The sequence below is a fragment of the Streptomyces sp. NPDC052910 genome (assembly GCF_055585605.1).
Genome location: NZ_JBVJJR010000011.1, coordinates 86,191 through 102,767 on the forward strand (window position 1 = coordinate 86,191; position 16,577 = coordinate 102,767).

General features: G+C 74.6%; 11 protein-coding genes and 2 pseudogenes. 3 read left to right on the forward strand and 10 right to left on the reverse strand.

What is annotated here, in order from left to right:
* Positions 1-35 precede the first annotated feature (35 nt).
* Entirely contained in the window at positions 36-1,820 is a 1,785-nt protein-coding gene (locus ACZ6X9_RS29670; RefSeq protein WP_469781098.1) for a hydroxysqualene dehydroxylase, read from the forward strand.
* 52 nt (positions 1,821-1,872) lie between these two features.
* Here the strand turns inward: ACZ6X9_RS29670 and ACZ6X9_RS29675 are convergent, their stop codons facing one another.
* From ACZ6X9_RS29675 to ACZ6X9_RS29700, 6 genes and pseudogenes are all read right to left on the reverse strand, one after another.
* Entirely contained in the window at positions 1,873-3,099 is a 1,227-nt protein-coding gene (locus tag ACZ6X9_RS29675) for a cytochrome P450 (protein WP_469781099.1), read from the reverse strand.
* A 50-nt stretch (positions 3,100-3,149) separates the two neighbouring features.
* On the reverse strand, positions 3,150-4,400 hold the full coding sequence (locus ACZ6X9_RS29680; protein WP_469781100.1) for a cytochrome P450 family protein: 1,251 nt from the start codon (positions 4,398-4,400) through the stop codon (positions 3,150-3,152).
* Positions 4,397-5,857 (reverse strand): thioester reductase domain-containing protein, encoded by a 1,461-nt coding sequence (locus ACZ6X9_RS29685; RefSeq protein ID WP_469781101.1) that lies wholly within the window; start codon positions 5,855-5,857, stop codon positions 4,397-4,399. Before ACZ6X9_RS29685 ends, ACZ6X9_RS29680 begins: the two co-directional genes overlap by 4 nt.
* A 323-nt stretch (positions 5,858-6,180) precedes the next feature.
* Positions 6,181-7,494: pseudogene (locus ACZ6X9_RS29690) on the reverse strand (amino acid adenylation domain-containing protein); the annotation flags it as partial.
* Between the two features lie 175 nt (positions 7,495-7,669).
* Complete coding sequence (locus tag ACZ6X9_RS29695; protein WP_469781102.1) at positions 7,670-8,155, reverse strand: pyridoxamine 5'-phosphate oxidase family protein; 486 nt, start codon at positions 8,153-8,155, stop codon at positions 7,670-7,672.
* A gap of 382 nt (positions 8,156-8,537) precedes the next feature.
* Positions 8,538-9,863 carry a DUF2252 domain-containing protein gene (locus tag ACZ6X9_RS29700; RefSeq protein WP_469781103.1) on the reverse strand — a complete coding sequence of 442 codons (1,326 nt, stop codon included), beginning with the start codon at positions 9,861-9,863 and terminating at the stop codon, positions 8,538-8,540.
* A gap of 404 nt (positions 9,864-10,267) precedes the next feature.
* On the opposite strand from ACZ6X9_RS29700, the gene ACZ6X9_RS29705 reads away from it, so the two are divergent.
* Positions 10,268-11,035, forward strand: a complete 768-nt coding sequence (locus tag ACZ6X9_RS29705; RefSeq protein WP_469781104.1) for a Clp protease N-terminal domain-containing protein — start codon at positions 10,268-10,270, stop codon at positions 11,033-11,035.
* Between the two features lie 123 nt (positions 11,036-11,158).
* Positions 11,159-12,475, forward strand: coding sequence for a serine hydrolase domain-containing protein (locus ACZ6X9_RS29710; protein WP_469781105.1), 1,317 nt, complete (start codon positions 11,159-11,161; stop codon positions 12,473-12,475).
* Positions 12,476-12,703: 228 nt separating this feature from the next.
* Here the strand turns inward: ACZ6X9_RS29710 and ACZ6X9_RS29715 are convergent, their stop codons facing one another.
* The 4 genes and pseudogenes from ACZ6X9_RS29715 to ACZ6X9_RS29730 all read right to left on the reverse strand — a co-directional run bounded on the left by ACZ6X9_RS29715 (position 12,704) and on the right by ACZ6X9_RS29730 (position 16,569).
* Complete coding sequence (locus tag ACZ6X9_RS29715) at positions 12,704-13,600, reverse strand: TIGR03621 family F420-dependent LLM class oxidoreductase (RefSeq protein WP_469781106.1); 897 nt, start codon at positions 13,598-13,600, stop codon at positions 12,704-12,706.
* A 199-nt stretch (positions 13,601-13,799) separates the two neighbouring features.
* Positions 13,800-14,474 (reverse strand): annotated as a pseudogene (locus ACZ6X9_RS29720) (dioxygenase family protein); the annotation flags it as partial.
* Between the two features lie 116 nt (positions 14,475-14,590).
* Positions 14,591-15,595 (reverse strand): helix-turn-helix domain-containing protein, encoded by a 1,005-nt coding sequence (locus tag ACZ6X9_RS29725; protein WP_469781107.1) that lies wholly within the window; start codon positions 15,593-15,595, stop codon positions 14,591-14,593.
* Positions 15,596-15,756: 161 nt separating this feature from the next.
* A complete protein-coding gene (locus ACZ6X9_RS29730; RefSeq protein ID WP_469781108.1) occupies positions 15,757-16,569 on the reverse strand; it encodes an alpha/beta fold hydrolase in 813 nt (270 codons plus the stop codon).
* Positions 16,570-16,577: the final 8 nt, after the last annotated feature.

Consider the following 16,577-nt stretch of genomic DNA (forward strand, 5'->3'; position numbering starts at 1 on the left):
GTCGTTGTCCGGGCATGGGGAATCCGGTGGGGAACATGGGGCATCCGACGGGCCGGCGGACGCGGCGGGCGTTCCTGGGGGCCGCGGCCGGAGGCGGGGCCGTCCTGCTGGCGGCCGGCCGGGCCGGCGCCGGCGGGCGGGCGGCCCCGGGGCGGGAGGTGGCCGTCCTCGGGGGCGGCGTCGCCGGGCTCAGCGCGGCGCAGGAGCTCGCCGAGCGCGGCTACCGGGTCACCGTCTACGAGCGCGAGACCGCGCTGGGCGGCAAGGCCCGCAGCAAGTACGTACCGGGGACGGGCGTCGGCGGCCGCCGCCCCCTGCCGGGGGAGCACGGCTTCCGCTTCTTCCCCGGCTTCTACCGCAACCTTCCCGACACCATGCGGCGCATCCCGCTCCCGGACGGCGCCGGGACGGTGCACGACAACCTGGTGAACGCGACCGACGGCCTGCTGGTCCGCACCGGAGGCCGGCCCGACCTCAGGGTGCCCTTCCGTACGCTGCTCGCCCCGCCCGACCCGGGGGCGCTGCGGCCGGACGCCCTGCTGAGCGACCTGACCGCGTCGCTGGACACCGTCCTGCACCTGCCGCCCACCGAGGTCGCCTACTTCGCGAACCGGCTGCTGGTCCACCTCACCAGTTGTGAGCAGCGTTGCCTCGGGCAGTGGGAGCGGGTGCCGTGGTGGGACTTCATCCGGGCCGACCGGATGTCGCGGGACTACCGGCACCTCCTCGGCACCGGCATGACCCGCAACCTCGTCGCCATCAAGGCCGAGCAGGCCAGCACGCGTACGGTGGCCCGCATCATCCAGGCGTTCCTGTACAACGTCGTGTCCCGGGGCAACGACGGGGAGCCCGACCGCGTCCTCAACGCGCCGACCGACGAGGCGTGGATCATCCCGTGGGTGCGCCACCTGCGCTCCCTGGGCGTCCGTTTCGTCCTGGGCGGTGAGGTGCGGGAGGTGCTGTACCGGGACGGGCGGGTCGGCGGCGTCCGGCTGGGTTCCCCGCGCGGCGGACCCGACCGCCGCGTCACCGCCGACCACTACCTGAGCGCCCTGCCCGTCGAGCACGCCCGCGCCACCTGGGGTCCGGAGCTGCGCGCGGCGGACCCGCGGCTCGCGCGCTGCGACCGGCTCCGCACGGACTGGATGGTGGGGGTGCAGTACTTCCTGCGGACCCCCACCCCCATCCTGCGCGGGCACACCGACCACGTCGACTCGCCCTGGGCGCTCACGACCATCAGCCAGGCCCAGTTCTGGCCGGGCCGGGACTTCCGGGCCGACTACGGCGACGGCCGGGTGGCCGACTGTCTGTCGGTGTGCGTCTCGGAGTGGCGGAAGCCGGGGATCCTGTACGGGAAGCCGGCGATCCGCTGTACGCGCGAGGAGGTCGCGCGCGAGGTGTGGGAGCAGTTGAAGGCGGGGCTGAACGACACCGGCCGGCGGGTCCTGGACGACCGGGACGTCCACAGGTGGTTCATCGACCCCGCGGTCACCGGTCTGGGCGGGCCCTCGCCGGTCAACCGCGAGCAGTTGTTCATCCACCCGGTCGGCACCTGGTTCGACCGGCCGCCGGCCCGGACGGCGGTGCCGAACCTCTTCCTGGCCGGCGACTACGTCGCCACGGACGTCGACCTCGCCACGATGGAGGGCGCCAACGAGTCGGCGCGCCACGCGGTCAACGCTCTGCTGGAGGCGGACGGTTCCCCGGCGGCGCCCTGCCGGGTCTGGCCGCTCTACCGCCCGCCGGAGCTGGAGCCGTTCCACCGCCGGGACCGGGCCCGGTACGCGGCGGGCCGGCCCAACATGTTCGATCTGGGCTGACCGCGACGCCGCCCGTGCCGGATCACGGGCGGCGCCTGCGGGGTCTCGCTTCCTACCAGGTGACGGGGATCTCCGCCGCCATGATCGCCATACGGTCGGGGTGCCAGGGCACCTCGGCCGCCGGGACGGCCAGCCGGATGTCCGGCAGCCGGTCGAAGAGGACGCGGAACGCCGTCTCCGACTGGCGGCGCACCAGGTGGGCGCCGGGGCAGTGGTGGCGGCCGTAGCCGAACCGCAGATGGGGGTTGGGCGAACGGGCCGGGTCGAACGTCTCGGGGTCGGTGAACGCGGCCGGGTCGAAGTTGACCGCGTCCAGGGACAGCAGGACCAGGTCTCCCTCCTTGAGGGACGCCGGGCCGAGGTCGGTGTCCCGGGTGACGTAGCGCGGGATGGCGTTGCCGAGGACGACGCTGCAGCGCAGCAGTTCCTCCACGCACTGCGGTGTCGTCTCCGGCCGCTCCCTCAGCGTCCTGATGACGTCCGGCCGCCGGAGGAGGTTGAACGCGGCCACGCCCAGGAAGCTCGCGAAGTCCTCGTAGCCGCTGACGAAGAGGACGGCGACGATGTTGGACAACTGCCGGTCCGTCAGGCCCCGGTGGCGGGCGTTGAGGTCGGCGAGGCGGTCGGCCAGGCCGCGCGGCTCACCCGGGCGGCGGGCGGCCATGTGCGCGTGCATGTGGTGGCGGATCTCCTCCCAGTTGCGGGCGAGCTCCTCGTCCGAGTACGTCGCCATGGTGAGGTCGATGTCGGCGCGGGGGGCCAGTCGGGCGCGGTCCTCGAAGGGCAGTCCGAGCAGGCGCAGCATGCACCGGGCGGCGACCCGTTCGGCGAAGTGGTGCTGGAGGTCGCCCGGCGCGCCCTGGCGGACCATGGCGTCCAGGCCCTCGCGGGTGACCTCGGCGACCCAGGCGGCGGGCAGGTCGGGCTGGTTGCGGCCGAGGGACCGGAGCACCTCGTCGCGCAGCCCGGCCCGCTGGAGGTGGTTCATGGCGTCCAGCAGTTCGGGGGCCAGGATCGGGGCGTCCTGGGTCGGGCTGTCGGCCTCGCCCAGTACGGAGCGGGCGAAGCTCCGGTCCCGCAGTACGTGCCGGGTGAGTTCGTAGCCGGTGACCAGCCAGGCCTCGCCGCCGGAGTTGGTGCCGACCCTGGCCACCGGGCAGCTTTCGCGCAGTGCGGTGAGTTCGGGGGCGAGCCGGTCGCCCTTGGTGCTGAACGGGTAGCGGGGCAGCGGCTCTTCGCGCGGGCCGTCGTCGGTCAGGGGTGTGTGCGGTGTGGTCACGGTGGTGCGGGCCTCTCTCCTCGGCTCGGGGCGGTCGGGCGGGGGCGGCGTCACCAGCGCACCGGCAGCCGGGCCGGTGCGCGCAGCGGGGTGGACTCGTCCCAGGGCAGTCCGGCGGCCGGTTCGGCCAGTTCGACGCCGGGCAGCCGGTCCAGCAGCACTTCGATGGCGGTGGCGAGTTGCAGCCGGGTAAGGTGGCCGCCGGTGCAGGCGTGCGGGCCGTGGCCGAACGCCACGTGAGCGTTGGGCGACCGCGTCAGGTCGAGCCGGTCGGGGTCGGTGAACGCCGCCGGGTCGCGGTTGGCCGACGCCGGGACGGGCACGACCGCGTCGCCGGCCCGGATGTGCTGCCCGTGCAGGGTGAGGTCCTCTTGGGCGACGAGGATGTTGATGGCGTTCATCAGCGGCACGTAGCGCAGCAGTTCCTCCACGGCGGTGCCGATGAGCGCGGGCTCCTCCCGCAGCCGGCGCAACTGGTCCGGGTGGCTGAGCAGCACGAGCAGGGCGTTGCCGGTGTGCTGGATGTTGGTCTTGTAGCCGGCCATGAGCATGGTGACGACGAAGCTGACGACGTCGTCGCGCGTAAGGCCGCCGTCCGGCCGGCGGCTCGCCGCCAGCAGCAGGCGGAGGTAGTCCCCTCCCCCGCCCTCCGCCTCTCCCCCTTCGTCCTCCCGCTCCTTGCGGGCGATGAGGTCGGACGCGTAGTCCTGGAGGGCGTGGAGCGCGGCCAGCACCTCGTCCATCGTCAGCCCGGAGGCGCCGAGCAGGGCGAGGGTGTGGGGCAGGTAGACATCGCGGTCCTCGTACGGCAGGCCGACGGTCTCGCACAGCACCCGCAGGGGCAGGGGTTCGACGTAGGCGGGGACGAGGTCCGCCGTGCCGTCCGGCGCTCCGGCCACCATGGCGTCGAGGAGCTCGCCGGCCATGGCCCGGATGCGGGGGGCCATGAACTCCAGTCGCCTGCGGCCGAACAGCGGGAGGACGGCGCGGCGGACGCGCTCGTGGTGCTCGCCCGTCATCTCCAGGAAGGTGGGCAGACAGGGCGGCGGCGCGGCGGCGCCCTCGCGGGGCGGCCAGGCCGACAGCAGCGGGCGGACCAGCCGGGGATCGGCGAAGGCCGCGCGCACGTCCTCGTAGCGGCTGAGCAGCCAGCCCGTCTCACCGTTGGGGAGCAGCGCCTTGACGACGGGCCGTTCGGCGCGCAGCCGGGCGTAGGCGCACGGCGCTCCGGCGCTGCCGGGTTCGGGGGCGGGGACTCCGACGACTGCGTCGACGGTGTCGACGGCTTCGGTGTCGCTCATGCGGTCCCCTCCGAAGGGCCGGTGGCGGGACGGGTGAGATAGCCGGAGGTGAAGAAGTACTCCAGGTAGCGGTCGAGCAGGGCGGTGTCGACCGGTGGGCAGACAAGCCCGCTGCCGCCCAGCGCCGCCTCGGCGTTGCGCCGGCCCAGGACGGGGAAGGTGTCCGCGAGGTACATCTCCTTGACGGACATGTCCACGGTGCGGCCCCGGTCGACGCACAGCGAGACGAAGGGGGCCGTGGCGGCCGTGGGGTGGGCGGCGACGTGGCGCACCAGGGCGGCGACCCACGCGTCGTAGGGCAGCGTCCGCAGGGTGTATCCGGCGGCGCGCATCCGCTCCAGGACGTCCGAGAGCGTGGCCGGGTGCGGGTTGGTGAGGTGGTGGACGCGGCCGTCGGCCGGCCGGCGGGTGGCGATGTGCACGACGGCCGCGGCGAGGTGGTCGACCGGGACGAAGTCCATGGGCAGGTCGATGTCGGGGGCCAGTCCGGTGTCGGCGATCGTCTTCAGCAGCGAGCAGATGGCCGTCTCGGTGTTGCAGACGCCGTGCGCCGTGTCGCCTGTGACCTCGTACGGCCGGTGGACGGCCACCGGCAGGCCCTGTTCGGCCGCCTCCCGCAGGACGCCCTCGGCGACCCACTTGCTCTCCGCGTAGCCCATGGTGAGGGCGTCGGCGTGGTCGAGCGGCAGGTCCTCGTCCACTTCGCGGATCCCGGCCGCGCCGAAGCCGGCGACGACCGCCACGGTGGAGAGGAAGTGCACCGGGACCCGTCGGGGTGCGGCGAGGCGCACGACCTCGCGGGTGCCCTCGACGTTGGCCGCGCGCAACTCCTCGTAGGGATAGAGGAAGTTGACATGGGCGCCGTTGTGGACGACGAGGTCCAGGGTGCGGGAGAGGTCGGCCGCGTGGTCGGCGGGCAGGCCCAGGGCGGGTTCGGTGAGGTCGCCGGGGAAGCACTCGACCCGCCGCCACGCGGCCTCGTCCGGGTGCAGACCGTAGCGGGACAGCGCGGTCCGCACCCGGCGTTCGGCGTGGGCCCGGCTCGACGCCCGTACCGGGCAGTGGACGCGGGCGCGCGTCGAGCGCAGCAGCCGGTCGAGGAGGAAGGCGCCGACGAAGCCGGAGGCGCCGGTGAGCAGGACGTGCCGTGGGTCCTCGGGGTGCGGGGCGGGGCCGGTGGCGGGCGGGAGGTCGAAGCCGAGCTCGGCCTCCTTGGCGAAGTCGACGGCCGGGCCCGCCGTTCCGGCGGCGCCGTGGCGCGCCGCGCCCACGGCCGCCGCGTAGCCCTCCAGGGTGGGGGCGGCCGGCAGCGCCCTGACGAGGCCGGAGCCGTGGGCGGCGTCCAGGCCGAGGACGGCGAGGGTGCGGGTGACGGTCTCGGAGGCGAGCAGGGAGTCGCCGCCGAGGTGGAAGAAGTGGTCGTGGGGGCGGGCCGGACGCGCAGCACCTGCTGCCACACCTCGGCGAGGACGCCGAGCAGCCCTTCCGTCGCGGGTTCCGCCGGGGGTTCCGCCGTGCTCGGTGCGGGGGCCGCGGCCTTCAGCCGGGTGCGGTCCACCTTGCCGCCGCTGGTCACCGGAAGCCGGTCCACCGGTACCAGCGCCGGCACGGCCTGCGCGGGCAGCCACTGGGCGCAGTAGGCGCGCAGTTCCGGCACGGGCAGCGGCCGACCGGGGTCGGCGGCGGTGACGTACGCGGTGAGCGCGCCCTCCTCGGCCTCGACCACGGCCTCGCCGACCGCCGGGTGGGCCCGCAGCCGTGCCTCCACCTCGTCGAGTTCCACGCGGACGCCGCGCAGCTTCATCTGCCGGTCGAGCCGGCCGCGGTACTCCAGGAGTCCCTCGGCCGTGCGGACCGCCCGGTCGCCGGTCCGGTACAGCGGGCCGTCCGGCTCGACGCCGGGCAGGGTCACGAACCGCTCGGCGGTCAGCGCCGCGTCGCCGAGGTATCCCAGGGCCAGCCCGTCCCCGCCGACGTACAGCTCGCCCTCCTCGCCGGGCGCCGCCACGGTGCCGTCGGCGCGCAGGACATGGCAGGTGGAGGCACCGAAGGGGCGGCCGAGCGGCACGTGCCCGGCGCCCTCGGGCAGCGGGGTCAGCACGTGGGCGGTGGAGACCACCGAGTTCTCGGTGGGGCCGTAGAAGTTGACCACGGTGGTGCCGGGGCAGGCCGTCAGGACCGCGTCGGCCAGCCGCGGGTCCATCGCCTCGCCGCCGGCCGACACGAACCGCAGCCCCGCCAGGGCCTCGGGCCGGCTGCGGGCGACGAGGTGGAAGACGCTCGTCGTGAGGTAGGCGACCGTCACCCGCCGGGTGCGCAGCAGCTCTTCCAGGGCGGTGGGCGAGAGGAGTTCCGCACGGTCGGCGATGACCAGGCAGGCCCCGGTGAGCAGGGCGCTCCAGATCTCTATCGTCGAGGCGTCGGAGGACAGGCCGTAGGCGTGCAGAATCCGGTCGCCCGGTCCGGGCGGCGCCAGTTCGGGGTCGGACAGCACGAGGCGGACGACGCCCCGGTGCGGTATGACCACCGGTTTGGGGCGGCCGGTGGTGCCGGAGGTGAAGGCGACGTAGGCGGGGTCGGTCGGGGCCGCGGTACGGGAGGGCGCGGAGGGCCTCTCCGGGGCGGTGTCGGTCCCGTCGTCGTCCAGGCCGATGCTCACGCGCAGTCCGCGCACCGGGCGTTCGCCGCCCGGCAGGGTGACCGCGGCGCGCAGACCCGCGTCCTCGGCCATGGCCCGCAGCCGGGCCGGCGGCAGGTCCTCGTCCAGCGGGACGTAGGCGCAGCCGGCCTTGAGTATGCCGAGCAGCGCCACCAGTGCTTCCGGGGAACGGCCGCCGCACACGCCCACGAGTTCGCCCGGTGCGACGCCGCGCGAGCGCAGGCGGGCCGCCAGGGCGTCGGAGCGGGCGTCGAGTCGTCCGTAGGTCAGGGTGCGCTCGCCGTGCACGACCGCGGGGGCGTCCGGCCGGTCGGCCGCCCGGGCCGCGAACAGTTCGGTGACGAGCCGGTCGCGCGGGTAACCGGCGGGCGGCGCGGCTCCCGCCGGGGGCTCGGGGCGGGGGTGCGGGCGTAACGAAACGTCGATGTCGGTCATGTGTCCTTCCGGCTCGGGCCGCGTGGGCCCGGCGTCGGCGCGCTGTCCTGGTGTGCGCGGCGGGATGACGTGAGGGTGCGGGTGTCCCCGGGGGCGCGCGGTGGGGCGTTGTACGGGCGCCGGGGGCGCCCCCGCCGGGGCGCGCGAGACGTGTTTCCGGGCGCCCCGGGGAGGGTCAGCCGGTGACGGGCGTGTCCTCCGCGGCGCCGGCGAAGTCGGCCGCGAACGCGGCGAAGTCGGCGGTGCGCCAGCGCTGCGGGCGCATGCGGAAGACGACGTCGTCCGTGAGCTGTGCCACCGTGGCCGCCAGGTAGTCGCGGGCCTCCTCGGGGTCCAGGTAGCGGTGGGCCAGGGCCTCGCGCACGGCCGGGTCGACGGGGTCCTCGACCGCGGTGACCGGCCCCTCGACGCTGACGTAGCGGTACGGACGCCGTTCGTCCTGGACGCAGAGGCTGAACCGCCCCGCGGCGCGCACCAGTCCGGCCTTGGCCGTCTCCCGGCCCATCTCGACGACGACCTCGCCGCCCGGTTCGTACCCGTACCAGACGGGCACCACCAGCGGTGCCCGGTCGCCGTCCCGGGGGTCGGCGACTCCCAGGACGCCGACGCGCGGGGCGGCGAGGAATCGTTCACGGGCGTCGTGCGGCATCGCGGGCAGCATGTGGCGGCTCCTGTTCGGGTGTGAGCGGAGGAGAGGGTGGTTTCACGGGCCGCTCCCCCGCCAAGGATCTTGGAAGCGAACGCATTACTCCCCGTGCTCATTGCCCTACAAACTGATGTTTTGAGACGACTTGGCACGCGGCACCGCCGGTTGAGGCGGCCCGTCGGGAACCCGCGACGGCCGGGGGTTACCGGTGGTTGATCAGGCGGGAACGCCGGTTGCGCGGGGCCGGCAGCGCGCCTCGGCGAAAAGGCCGAAAGCCGCCCCCCTGGGAGCCGTCCGGCCTCTGGACAGCCGTCCTTGTGCCCGAACACGCCCGCCCGCCCCGGACCTTCGGTGGTCCGGGGCGGGCGGGCGGCGGCGCGTCGAAGAAGGGCCGGGGCTACAGGCCGGGGATCCGTCCGTTGCGGAACAGGTCGACGAAGATCTGGTGGTCCTCGCGGGCCCGGGCGCCGTAGGCGTGGGCGAAGTCCGTGAGCAGCTCCGCGAAGCCCGCCTCGTCGGCGGCGATGGCGGTGTCGATGGCGCGCTCGGTGGAGAACGGCACCAGGGAGTGGCCGCTGGTGTCGTCGGCGGCGGCGTGCATGGCGGCGGTGGCCCGGCCGAGGTCGGCGACGACGGCCGCGATCTCCGCCGGGTCGTCGAGGTCGGACCAGTCGAGGTCGACGGCGTACGGCGATACCTCCGCGACCAGTTGCCCGGCTCCGTCGAGCTCGGTCCAGCCCAGCCACGGGTCGGCGTGGGCCTGCAGGGCGCGCTGGGAGATCACCGTGCGGTGGCCCTCGTGCCGGAAGTAGGCGCGCACGGCCGGGTCCGTGACGTGCCGGGAGACCGCGGGGGTCTGCGCCTGCTTCATGTAGATGACGACATCGTTCTCGAGGGCGTCGCTGTTGCCCTCCAGGAGGATGTTGTAGGAGGGCAGGCCTGCGCTGCCGATGCCGATGCCGCGACGGCCGACGACGTCCTTGACGCGGTGGGAGTCCGGACGGATCCGGCTGCTGTCGGGCAGGGTCTCCAGGTAGCCCTCGAAGGCGTCGAGCACCTTCGCGCGCGTGGCGGCGTCCAGCGGTATCGCGCCGCCGTCGGCGAGGAAACGCCGGTCGTGCCCGCGGATCTCGGTCATGGTCGCGAGGAGGCCGAAGCGGGTGCGGGCGCGGGCCTCGCGCAGCGCGTCGAGGAGCGGGCCCTGCGCGGTGTCGAGGGTGAAGGGCGGGACCTCGTCGTCCTTGGCGTCGGTGGCCAGGGCCCGGATGCGTTCCCGGTAGGCGGCGGCGTAGATCCCCACCAGTTCGGTGATGGTGTCGTCGCTGAGCGCCTTGGCGTGGCCGAGCAGGGCCACGGAGGCGGCGAAGCGCTTGAGGTCCCAGAGGAACGGGCCGACGTAGGCCTCGTCGAAGTCGTTGACGTTGAAGACCAGGCGGCCGCCCGCGTCCATGTAGGTGCCGAAGTTCTCGGCGTGGAGGTCGCCGTGGATCCACACCCGGGAGGTGCGGTCGTCGAGGAAGGGTCCGGCGTCCCGCTCGTGGGCCAGGTCGTGGTAGAAGAGGCAGGCCGTGCCCCGGTAGAAAGCGAAGGCGGAGGCGGCCATCTTCCGGAACTTCACCCGGAAGGCGGCCGGGTCGGCCGCCAGTAGCCGCGCGAACGCGGTGTCGAAAACGGCGAGGATCTCCTCGCCGCGCTGGGCGGCCCGGTCGTGCTCGAGCGCCATCGCTGGTCCTCCTGGGGTGGTTCATCGCGCGGACGCGTGTGCGCCCGCCGTTCACCGCGTGAGGCTACCGCCACGCGCCCCCGACCGGCGGCGGGGGCCGGGACGTCCCCGGTGGCCGATCCCCCGCTTCCGCCCGGTGCGCGGAAACCGATCGCCTCGTGCTGCCGGTTCCGTGACCGGGGTCGTTCTCCGGTCGCGGGCAACACCGGTGCTGGTACGGGCCGTTCTCCGGCAGACCGGGCGGACCGGACGGCCGGATCGGTCCCCTGCCCTGGGGCTGAAGCGTGCTCGGCAGGACGCGACCCCGTCGTTCGCAGCTCATTTCCGGGGGTGCGCGGCGCCTCCTGCCGTCGGGATCACACGTTTCCCGGAAGACCTAACCCCCAAGGGGTTAGATGGGGGGTATGCCAAAAATCAACGTCTACCTGCCCGACGATCTGGCCGAAGCCGTCAGGCGATCCGGTGTACCGGTGTCGGCGGTGTGCCAACGGGCCCTGGAGCAAGCCGTACGCCGGGTGACCGCCATCCGGGAGACGGCCTTGACCGATCTCGACGACGGACCGGGCGGGGCGACGGCGCACTTCTCCCCGAGGGCGCGCGCCGTACTGCACATGGCGGTGGAGCGTGCGCGGGACGCCGGGGCCCCGAGGACGGGCACCGAGCACCTGCTGGGCGCCATCGTGGAAGAGGGCACGAATCTGGCCGTCCACGTGCTGGGCGCCATGGAGGTCGAACCAAACCACGTCGCACGCGAGCTGTCCCGCTGTCAGTCCGAGGGCGGAGGGGCGACGGTCTCGCCGGACAGTGATCCTCGCCGGCTCGACGGCCCCGCGGCCGGCGCTCTGGAGTCGGCGGTCACCGAGGCGGCTGCCCTCGGTCACAACTACGTCGGGTGCGAACACCTGCTGCTCGGCCTGGCCGTCGAACCCGAGGGAGTCGCCGGCCAGGTGCTGCGGGCGCTGGGGGCGGACGCCAGGCCGGTGCGTCGTGCCATCACCGCCGCGCTGGCGGGCTACGTCCACCTGCGGGCCGAGAGCGGACAGGACCGGCCGGCCGCGGCGTCCGCCGGCGCGCCGCCGGAGCTTGCCCGCGTTCTCCGGGCCGAACTCGAACCGCTGACCCGGCGCATCGCGCGGCTGGAGGAGCACCTCGGCCTGGCCCCCGAGAACTGACCCTCGGAGTCGACCGCGATCACAGGCCGCCCGGCCGATCGTGGCGCTCCCGCTCCGGCTCCCCGCGGTCCGGCGGCGGCTCCCGCCGGCCGTCTTCGTCCTCCTCACGTTGGGATCTCCGTGGTGAACTTCGCATCGAACGCCCTCGGCAACGGCCCCGCGAACCCCATCGCCGCCCTGGCCGCCGATCCGCAGGCGACGGCGGAACGCTTGGCGGCGTTGCCGTCGGTGGCAGGCGTGCAGGTCGCCGGCGTCGTCGGCGACTCACTGGACATCGGCGCGGCGGGTGTGGCCGACGCGGAGACCGGCGAGCCGGTGACCGCCACCACCGGGTTCCGGATCGGCTCGATCACCAAACTGCTCACGGCCCATCTGGTGATGCGCTGCGTCCTCGACGGCCGCCTCGGCCTGGAAGACCCCTTGACCCGTTTCGTCCCCGGCCCCTGGGAAGGCGTCCTCGTGCGTCATCTGCTGTCGCACTCCGGCGGGTTGGACGCCGGTGACATCTTCGTCGACACCGGGAACGACGACGCGGCCATCGCGCGCTACACCGAACTGCTGCGGGAGGTGGGCTCGCTGTTCCCGCCGGGCGCGACGTTCTCGTACTGCAACGGTGGCGTCATCCTCGCCGGCCGGCTCGTCGAGGTGGTGCTGGGGCGGACGTGGCGGGAGGCGCTGCGCGAGGAGGTGCTCGACGCGGTGGGCATGCGTGAGACGAGGTTCGTCACCGGTGTGGACGCGGGACAGGATCTCGGCACCGCCCGCGGTCATACGGTCCGCGACGGCGTACCGGTCGCGCTGCCCCGCCGGATCGACCACCCGATGTGCACGCGCGGCCTCGACCCGGCCGGCGGCACCCTGGTGTCCACCGCGGCCGACCTCGGGCGCTTCACCCTGGCGCACCTGCGCACGCCCGGCACCGAGGTCATGCGCACGCTGCACGCGCCTGCCCCGGGCGGCGTGGCCACGCTGCGCGGGGCCGGGCTCGGCTGGATGATCTGGGCCGACGCCGTCCGGTCCAGCGTGCGGATCGGCGGTGCCAACCCCGGCCAGTCCGGGCTGATCGCCGCCGACCCCACCACCCGGACCGCCGTCGTCGTGCTCACCGACTCCGATCAGGGGACGGACGCCGTCAACGCACTGCTCGACGCGCCCGGGCCGGTGCCCGGTCCCGCGTCCGAGCCCGCCCCTGAAGACCTGTCCCACTACGTGGGCCGGTACGTCTCACACGCGGCCGCCGTCGAGATCGCTCCGGCCGGTGACGGCTTGCTCGCCCGCGCCGAGGGATATCCCGACCTTCCGCTCACCCCGCGCGACCGCCGGACGTTCGACTCGCCCGGCGGGCCGGTGACATTCCTCGATCTCCACGGTCGAGGAGCCCCTGACAGCCTGCGCTTCCGGATGCGCGTGATGAACAGGGAGGACGCGCCGGGCCGGTGAGGAAACGGGGTCCGCGCGGAACCGGCCGGCGTGCGGCCACCGCGGGACCACTGACGAGCGCGCGCTCACGTGCCGGGCCGCACGGGTGCCCTCATCCGGGCCCGACGCCGGCCGGCGGGACGGAACCCAGCCCTCCGGGCAGCAGGCGAAGAGGGTGCAGCCCGTCGTCGTCCGGGGGGCGTGGGAGGAACCGGCGGGGGCGTCCACCCGCCGGCGGCGGCCGGACGGTCAGCCGCGCAGGTGTGCCAGAACCGGGGCGAACTCCTCCATGTACGGCTCCAGGATCGTGAAGTAGCCGAAGCCGTAGCGTGCCCGGTGGGCGTGCAGGCGGTCGGCGATGTCCGTGACCGAGCCGGACAGGAGGGCGGGGTGGGAGAGCAGTTCGTCCTCCGTCATGTGGGACACGTCCCCGATCAGGTCGCCGGTCCTGGCGAGCGGGTCGCCGTCGACCGTCACGACCTGGACCAGGAAGTTCAGTTCGGCGGGGGCGAGTTCCGCCGGCCGTTCGATCTCGAAGCGGCGGTAGGCCGCGACGCGCTCCGCGAGGGCGGCGGGGGACAGCAGCCGCGGCGTCCCGTCCGGGCCGGCGCCGCCGCCGGTGAAGGCCATGGTGGTGGCGTGCCGGGCGGCCACGCGCAGCACCCTGTCGCCGTTTCCGCCGATCACCACCGGCACCCGGGCCCGCACGGCCGCGGGCGTGTGGTCCGGGTCCGCCAGCAGCCGGCCGACCTCGGTGACGGTGTGGGCCAGGTGGTCGACGCGGGCGCCGGGTGAGCCGAAGGGCAGTCCGGCGCTCTCGTGCTCGGCCCGCGCGTATCCGGTGCCGAGCCCCAGTTCCAGTCTGCCGCCGGACAGTTGGTCGACCGTGGCCACCTCGCGGGCCAGCAGCGCCGGGTTCCAGAAGCCGGCGTTGAGCACGTACGTGCCCAGTCGCGGCCGCTCGGTGACCTCGGCGGCGGCCGCCAGGAACGGGAACGGGGCCGGCATGCCCAGGTGGTCGGCCACCAGGATCACGTCGTAGCCGAGTTCCTCGGCGCGACGGCACTTCGCGCGCCACTCGGCGCCCGTGCCCGCGGCGAACATGTTGACGGCGAAGCGGAAAGGCCGGTCGGTGCGGTCCGTCATCACAACCCCCTCGGTGATCATCGAACCGACACCGTACCGGAGGACCTCTCCTTGGGGCTCCCGCCGTCTTCCGGCCCGGCCGGTCCGGCGGGGCGCCGCCGCCGATGGTCCGGCGCCCCGCCGTCCGCGGAGCCGCGTCCTCGCGTCGCCCGCGGTCACCGGCCCCGGTGCGCGGTCACCGCCTCCGGGCCGCGCCGGACCCTCCGGGGTCGACGACGAAGTCGAAGAACCCCTCCTTCGCCGGGCCAGCCTGACGGAGCGTCATGAGCAGCCGCGGATCGAAGAGGGAGTCGGTCTGGTTGCGGGGCTCGCCGGGGAAGTAGAGCTGTGTCGTGAGGACGGGGCCGCCCGGTGCCTGGACCTTGACGTGGATGTGGCGGGTGCGCCCGGGGTAGAGGCCGGGCACGATGGTCGTCAGGGTGAACGCCCCGCGCGCGTCGGTGTACTGGTGGCCGCGCAGCCGGTAGCCGCGGTTGTCGTACGCGCCGGCGTTGTCGGCCTGCCAGAAGTCCAGCAGGGCGTGCGCGACGGGCCGGCAGGTCGGTCCGAAGACGTAGCCGGAGACCGTGAGCCGGGTGCCGCGCATACCGGGTTCGAGCAGGGAGGCGCGCTCGGGTGAGCTCGGTTTGAAGTAGGGGCCTTCCGTCTGCGGCGGGGTGGGTTCGTCGCCGTCGTCGCAGTACGGGGTGGGGGGCAGGGGCGCGTCGTCCGCCGGCCGGTGGTCCCGGGCCAGGGCCACACCGCCGCCCAGCAGGGCGGGCAGGGGGACGGCCAGGAGGGCCGCCTTGAGCACGGTCTTGCGGCTGACGTGCCGCCGCTCCGTGGTGTCGTCGCCGTCGTCCGTCCCGCCGGTGGGCAGGTTCTCGTCCGCCATGGTTCCGCCTCCTGGAGTGGAGTTGGGCGTGGGTTCGCCCGGTGCTTTCCTCCGTGCGCCGAGGACAGCGTGCGCCGAGGGCTGCGTGCGCCGGGGAACTCTGTGCGCTGAGGAACCTAGGGCGGCGGAGGGGACGGATCGATGCACTCCGTTCGGCGAACGTGGTGTTTGCTCCGGAAGACTCCGGTGACTCTCCCCCCGGCGGGCTCCGGCTGACCCCACTCCGGCGGGCTCCCGCCTCCCGTCCGGCGGAAGTCGCCGGGACTGACGCCCGTCTCGCGCCGGAAGAAGCGGCAGAAGTAGGCGGGGTCGGCGAACCCGACGCGCCGGGCGATCTGGGCGACGCTCAGGCCGGAGCCGGTGAGCAGCCGTTTGGCCTCCAACGTGCGCGCGGCCCGCACCAGTTCGCCCGGTGTCCGGCCGGTGGACTGCTTGACGGACGCGATGAGGTGGCCGACGGACACGCCGAGCCGGTCGGCGTAGCCGCGGACCGTGCCCTCGGCGCCGGCCGTCTCCGCGAGCAGGGCGCCGAACTCCCGGGCCACTTCGGCGGAACGCCCCGCGTCCGCCTCGGGTCTGGGCTCCCCCGGCAGCCGCAGGGCCCGGACGAGCAGGATGTGCAGGTACGCCTCCAGGACGGAGACGTAACCGTCGGCGCGGGCGGTGAACTCGCTCTGCATGGCCCGTACCAGGGAGCCGATCCCGGCCGTGTCGCCGCCGTCCGGGCCGGTGGGCAGCCGTGGCACCCGCCGCTCCCCCAGTGCGCGCAGGAGCTGCCGGTCGCCCGGGCGGGACAGCAGGAAGTCGTCGGTGAACAGCAGCAGTACGCCGGCCAGGCCCGCCGCGCGGTCCCAGTAGTGCACCTGTCCGGGGAGGACGACGCACAGGTGGGGTGGGCGCAGTGGGTGGCGTACGACGTCGACGACGTGGGTGCCGGTGCCCGCGGTGACGTAGACGATCTCGTGGAAGGTGTGCCGGTGGGGGTAGCCGGCGTGGGAGTCCGGGCCGAAGGCGTCGAACGAGCCCATGGCGAAGGGCGGCAGGCGGCCGGCCGGGACGCCGAGCCGGTGCAGGGGCACGGGCTCGGCGGGCGGTGGCGCGTCCTGGATGCGGGTGGCCATGCCGGGCGTCCTTCCCCGGGGCGGTCCCGGTGTCGGGGGCGGGGGCGCGGGCCGCCAGGGTGCCCCATCGCCGGGGAGGCGGCAAGGCGCGGCGCCCCCGGCTCGCCGGGCCGCGGGCCGCCGGGGAGCGGCCCGGGCACCCGGCCGCCCGTGCTCCGCCGTCAGTCGGCGAAGGCCTCCCGCAGCGCCGCGGCGAACTCCGCCGGGTGCGTCAGGTAGCCGACGTGCCCGCCGGGGAACTCCCGCACCGCGACGCCCAGTCGCTCGGCCACGGCCTCCGTCGTGCGGTGCAGGACCGTCCGGGGCCGCTGCTCCCCGGTCACCGGCAGGCATCGGCCGGCGCGGAGCGCCGTGACGTCGGGGCGGAAGCGGGTGAAGGAGCGGAGTTCGTACTCCAGGCACACCGCGCCGTTGGCCCGGACGCGGGTCAGCATCTCCCGCGCGGGGGCGGGCAGCGCCTCGTCCGGCTCGGGTGCGATCTCCAGGCCGATCTCCGCGCCGAGCCGGTGCAGCGCCGGGCGCGTTCCCTCGCGCCGGTACAGCTCGTGGATCTCGCGGAACAGGGCGTGCCAGCGGTCCGCGTCGGGCAGCAGCTCGACGGCGAACGGTTCGTGGGCGACGAGCGCCCGCACCCGGCCGGGGTGACGGGCCAGCAGGTCCATGCCGGTCATGCCGCCGTAGCTGGTGCCGAAGACGTACGCCGGCCGGCCGCCGGCGAGCTCGTCCAGCAGCAGGTGGGCGTCGTGGCCGAGGTCCTCGATGGCCAGTTCCCGCGGCGGGGCGGTGAGGCGGCTGCGGGAGTTGCCGCGCGGGTCGAAGGTGATGACGGTGTGGTCCTCGGCCATCAGGCGGGCCAGGGGTCCGAACATGGCGGCGTCGCCGTCGCCGCCGTTGATCAGGAGGAGAGGCGGGCCCGCCCCCCGTACTTCGTAGTGGATCTCGGCGCCGGGCACGGTGAGGGTACCTGTCTCCATGGGTCCCT

Excerpts from the sequence above, each read along its gene's own strand:
- ACZ6X9_RS29695 (WP_469781102.1), bottom strand. The coding sequence starts at position 8,155 with ATGCTGCCCGCGATGCCGCACGACGCCCGTGAACGATTCCTCGCCGCC.
- ACZ6X9_RS29725 (WP_469781107.1), bottom strand. The coding sequence starts at position 15,595 with ATGGCCACCCGCATCCAGGACGCGCCACCGCCCGCCGAGCCCGTGCCC.
- ACZ6X9_RS29705 (WP_469781104.1), top strand. The coding sequence starts at position 10,268 with ATGCCAAAAATCAACGTCTACCTGCCCGACGATCTGGCCGAAGCCGTC.
- ACZ6X9_RS29700 (WP_469781103.1), bottom strand. The coding sequence starts at position 9,863 with ATGGCGCTCGAGCACGACCGGGCCGCCCAGCGCGGCGAGGAGATCCTC.
- ACZ6X9_RS29730 (WP_469781108.1), bottom strand. The coding sequence starts at position 16,569 with ATGGAGACAGGTACCCTCACCGTGCCCGGCGCCGAGATCCACTACGAA.
- ACZ6X9_RS29715 (WP_469781106.1), bottom strand. The coding sequence starts at position 13,600 with ATGACGGACCGCACCGACCGGCCTTTCCGCTTCGCCGTCAACATGTTC.
- ACZ6X9_RS29670 (WP_469781098.1), top strand. The coding sequence starts at position 36 with ATGGGGCATCCGACGGGCCGGCGGACGCGGCGGGCGTTCCTGGGGGCC.
- ACZ6X9_RS29680 (WP_469781100.1), bottom strand. The coding sequence starts at position 4,400 with ATGAGCGACACCGAAGCCGTCGACACCGTCGACGCAGTCGTCGGAGTC.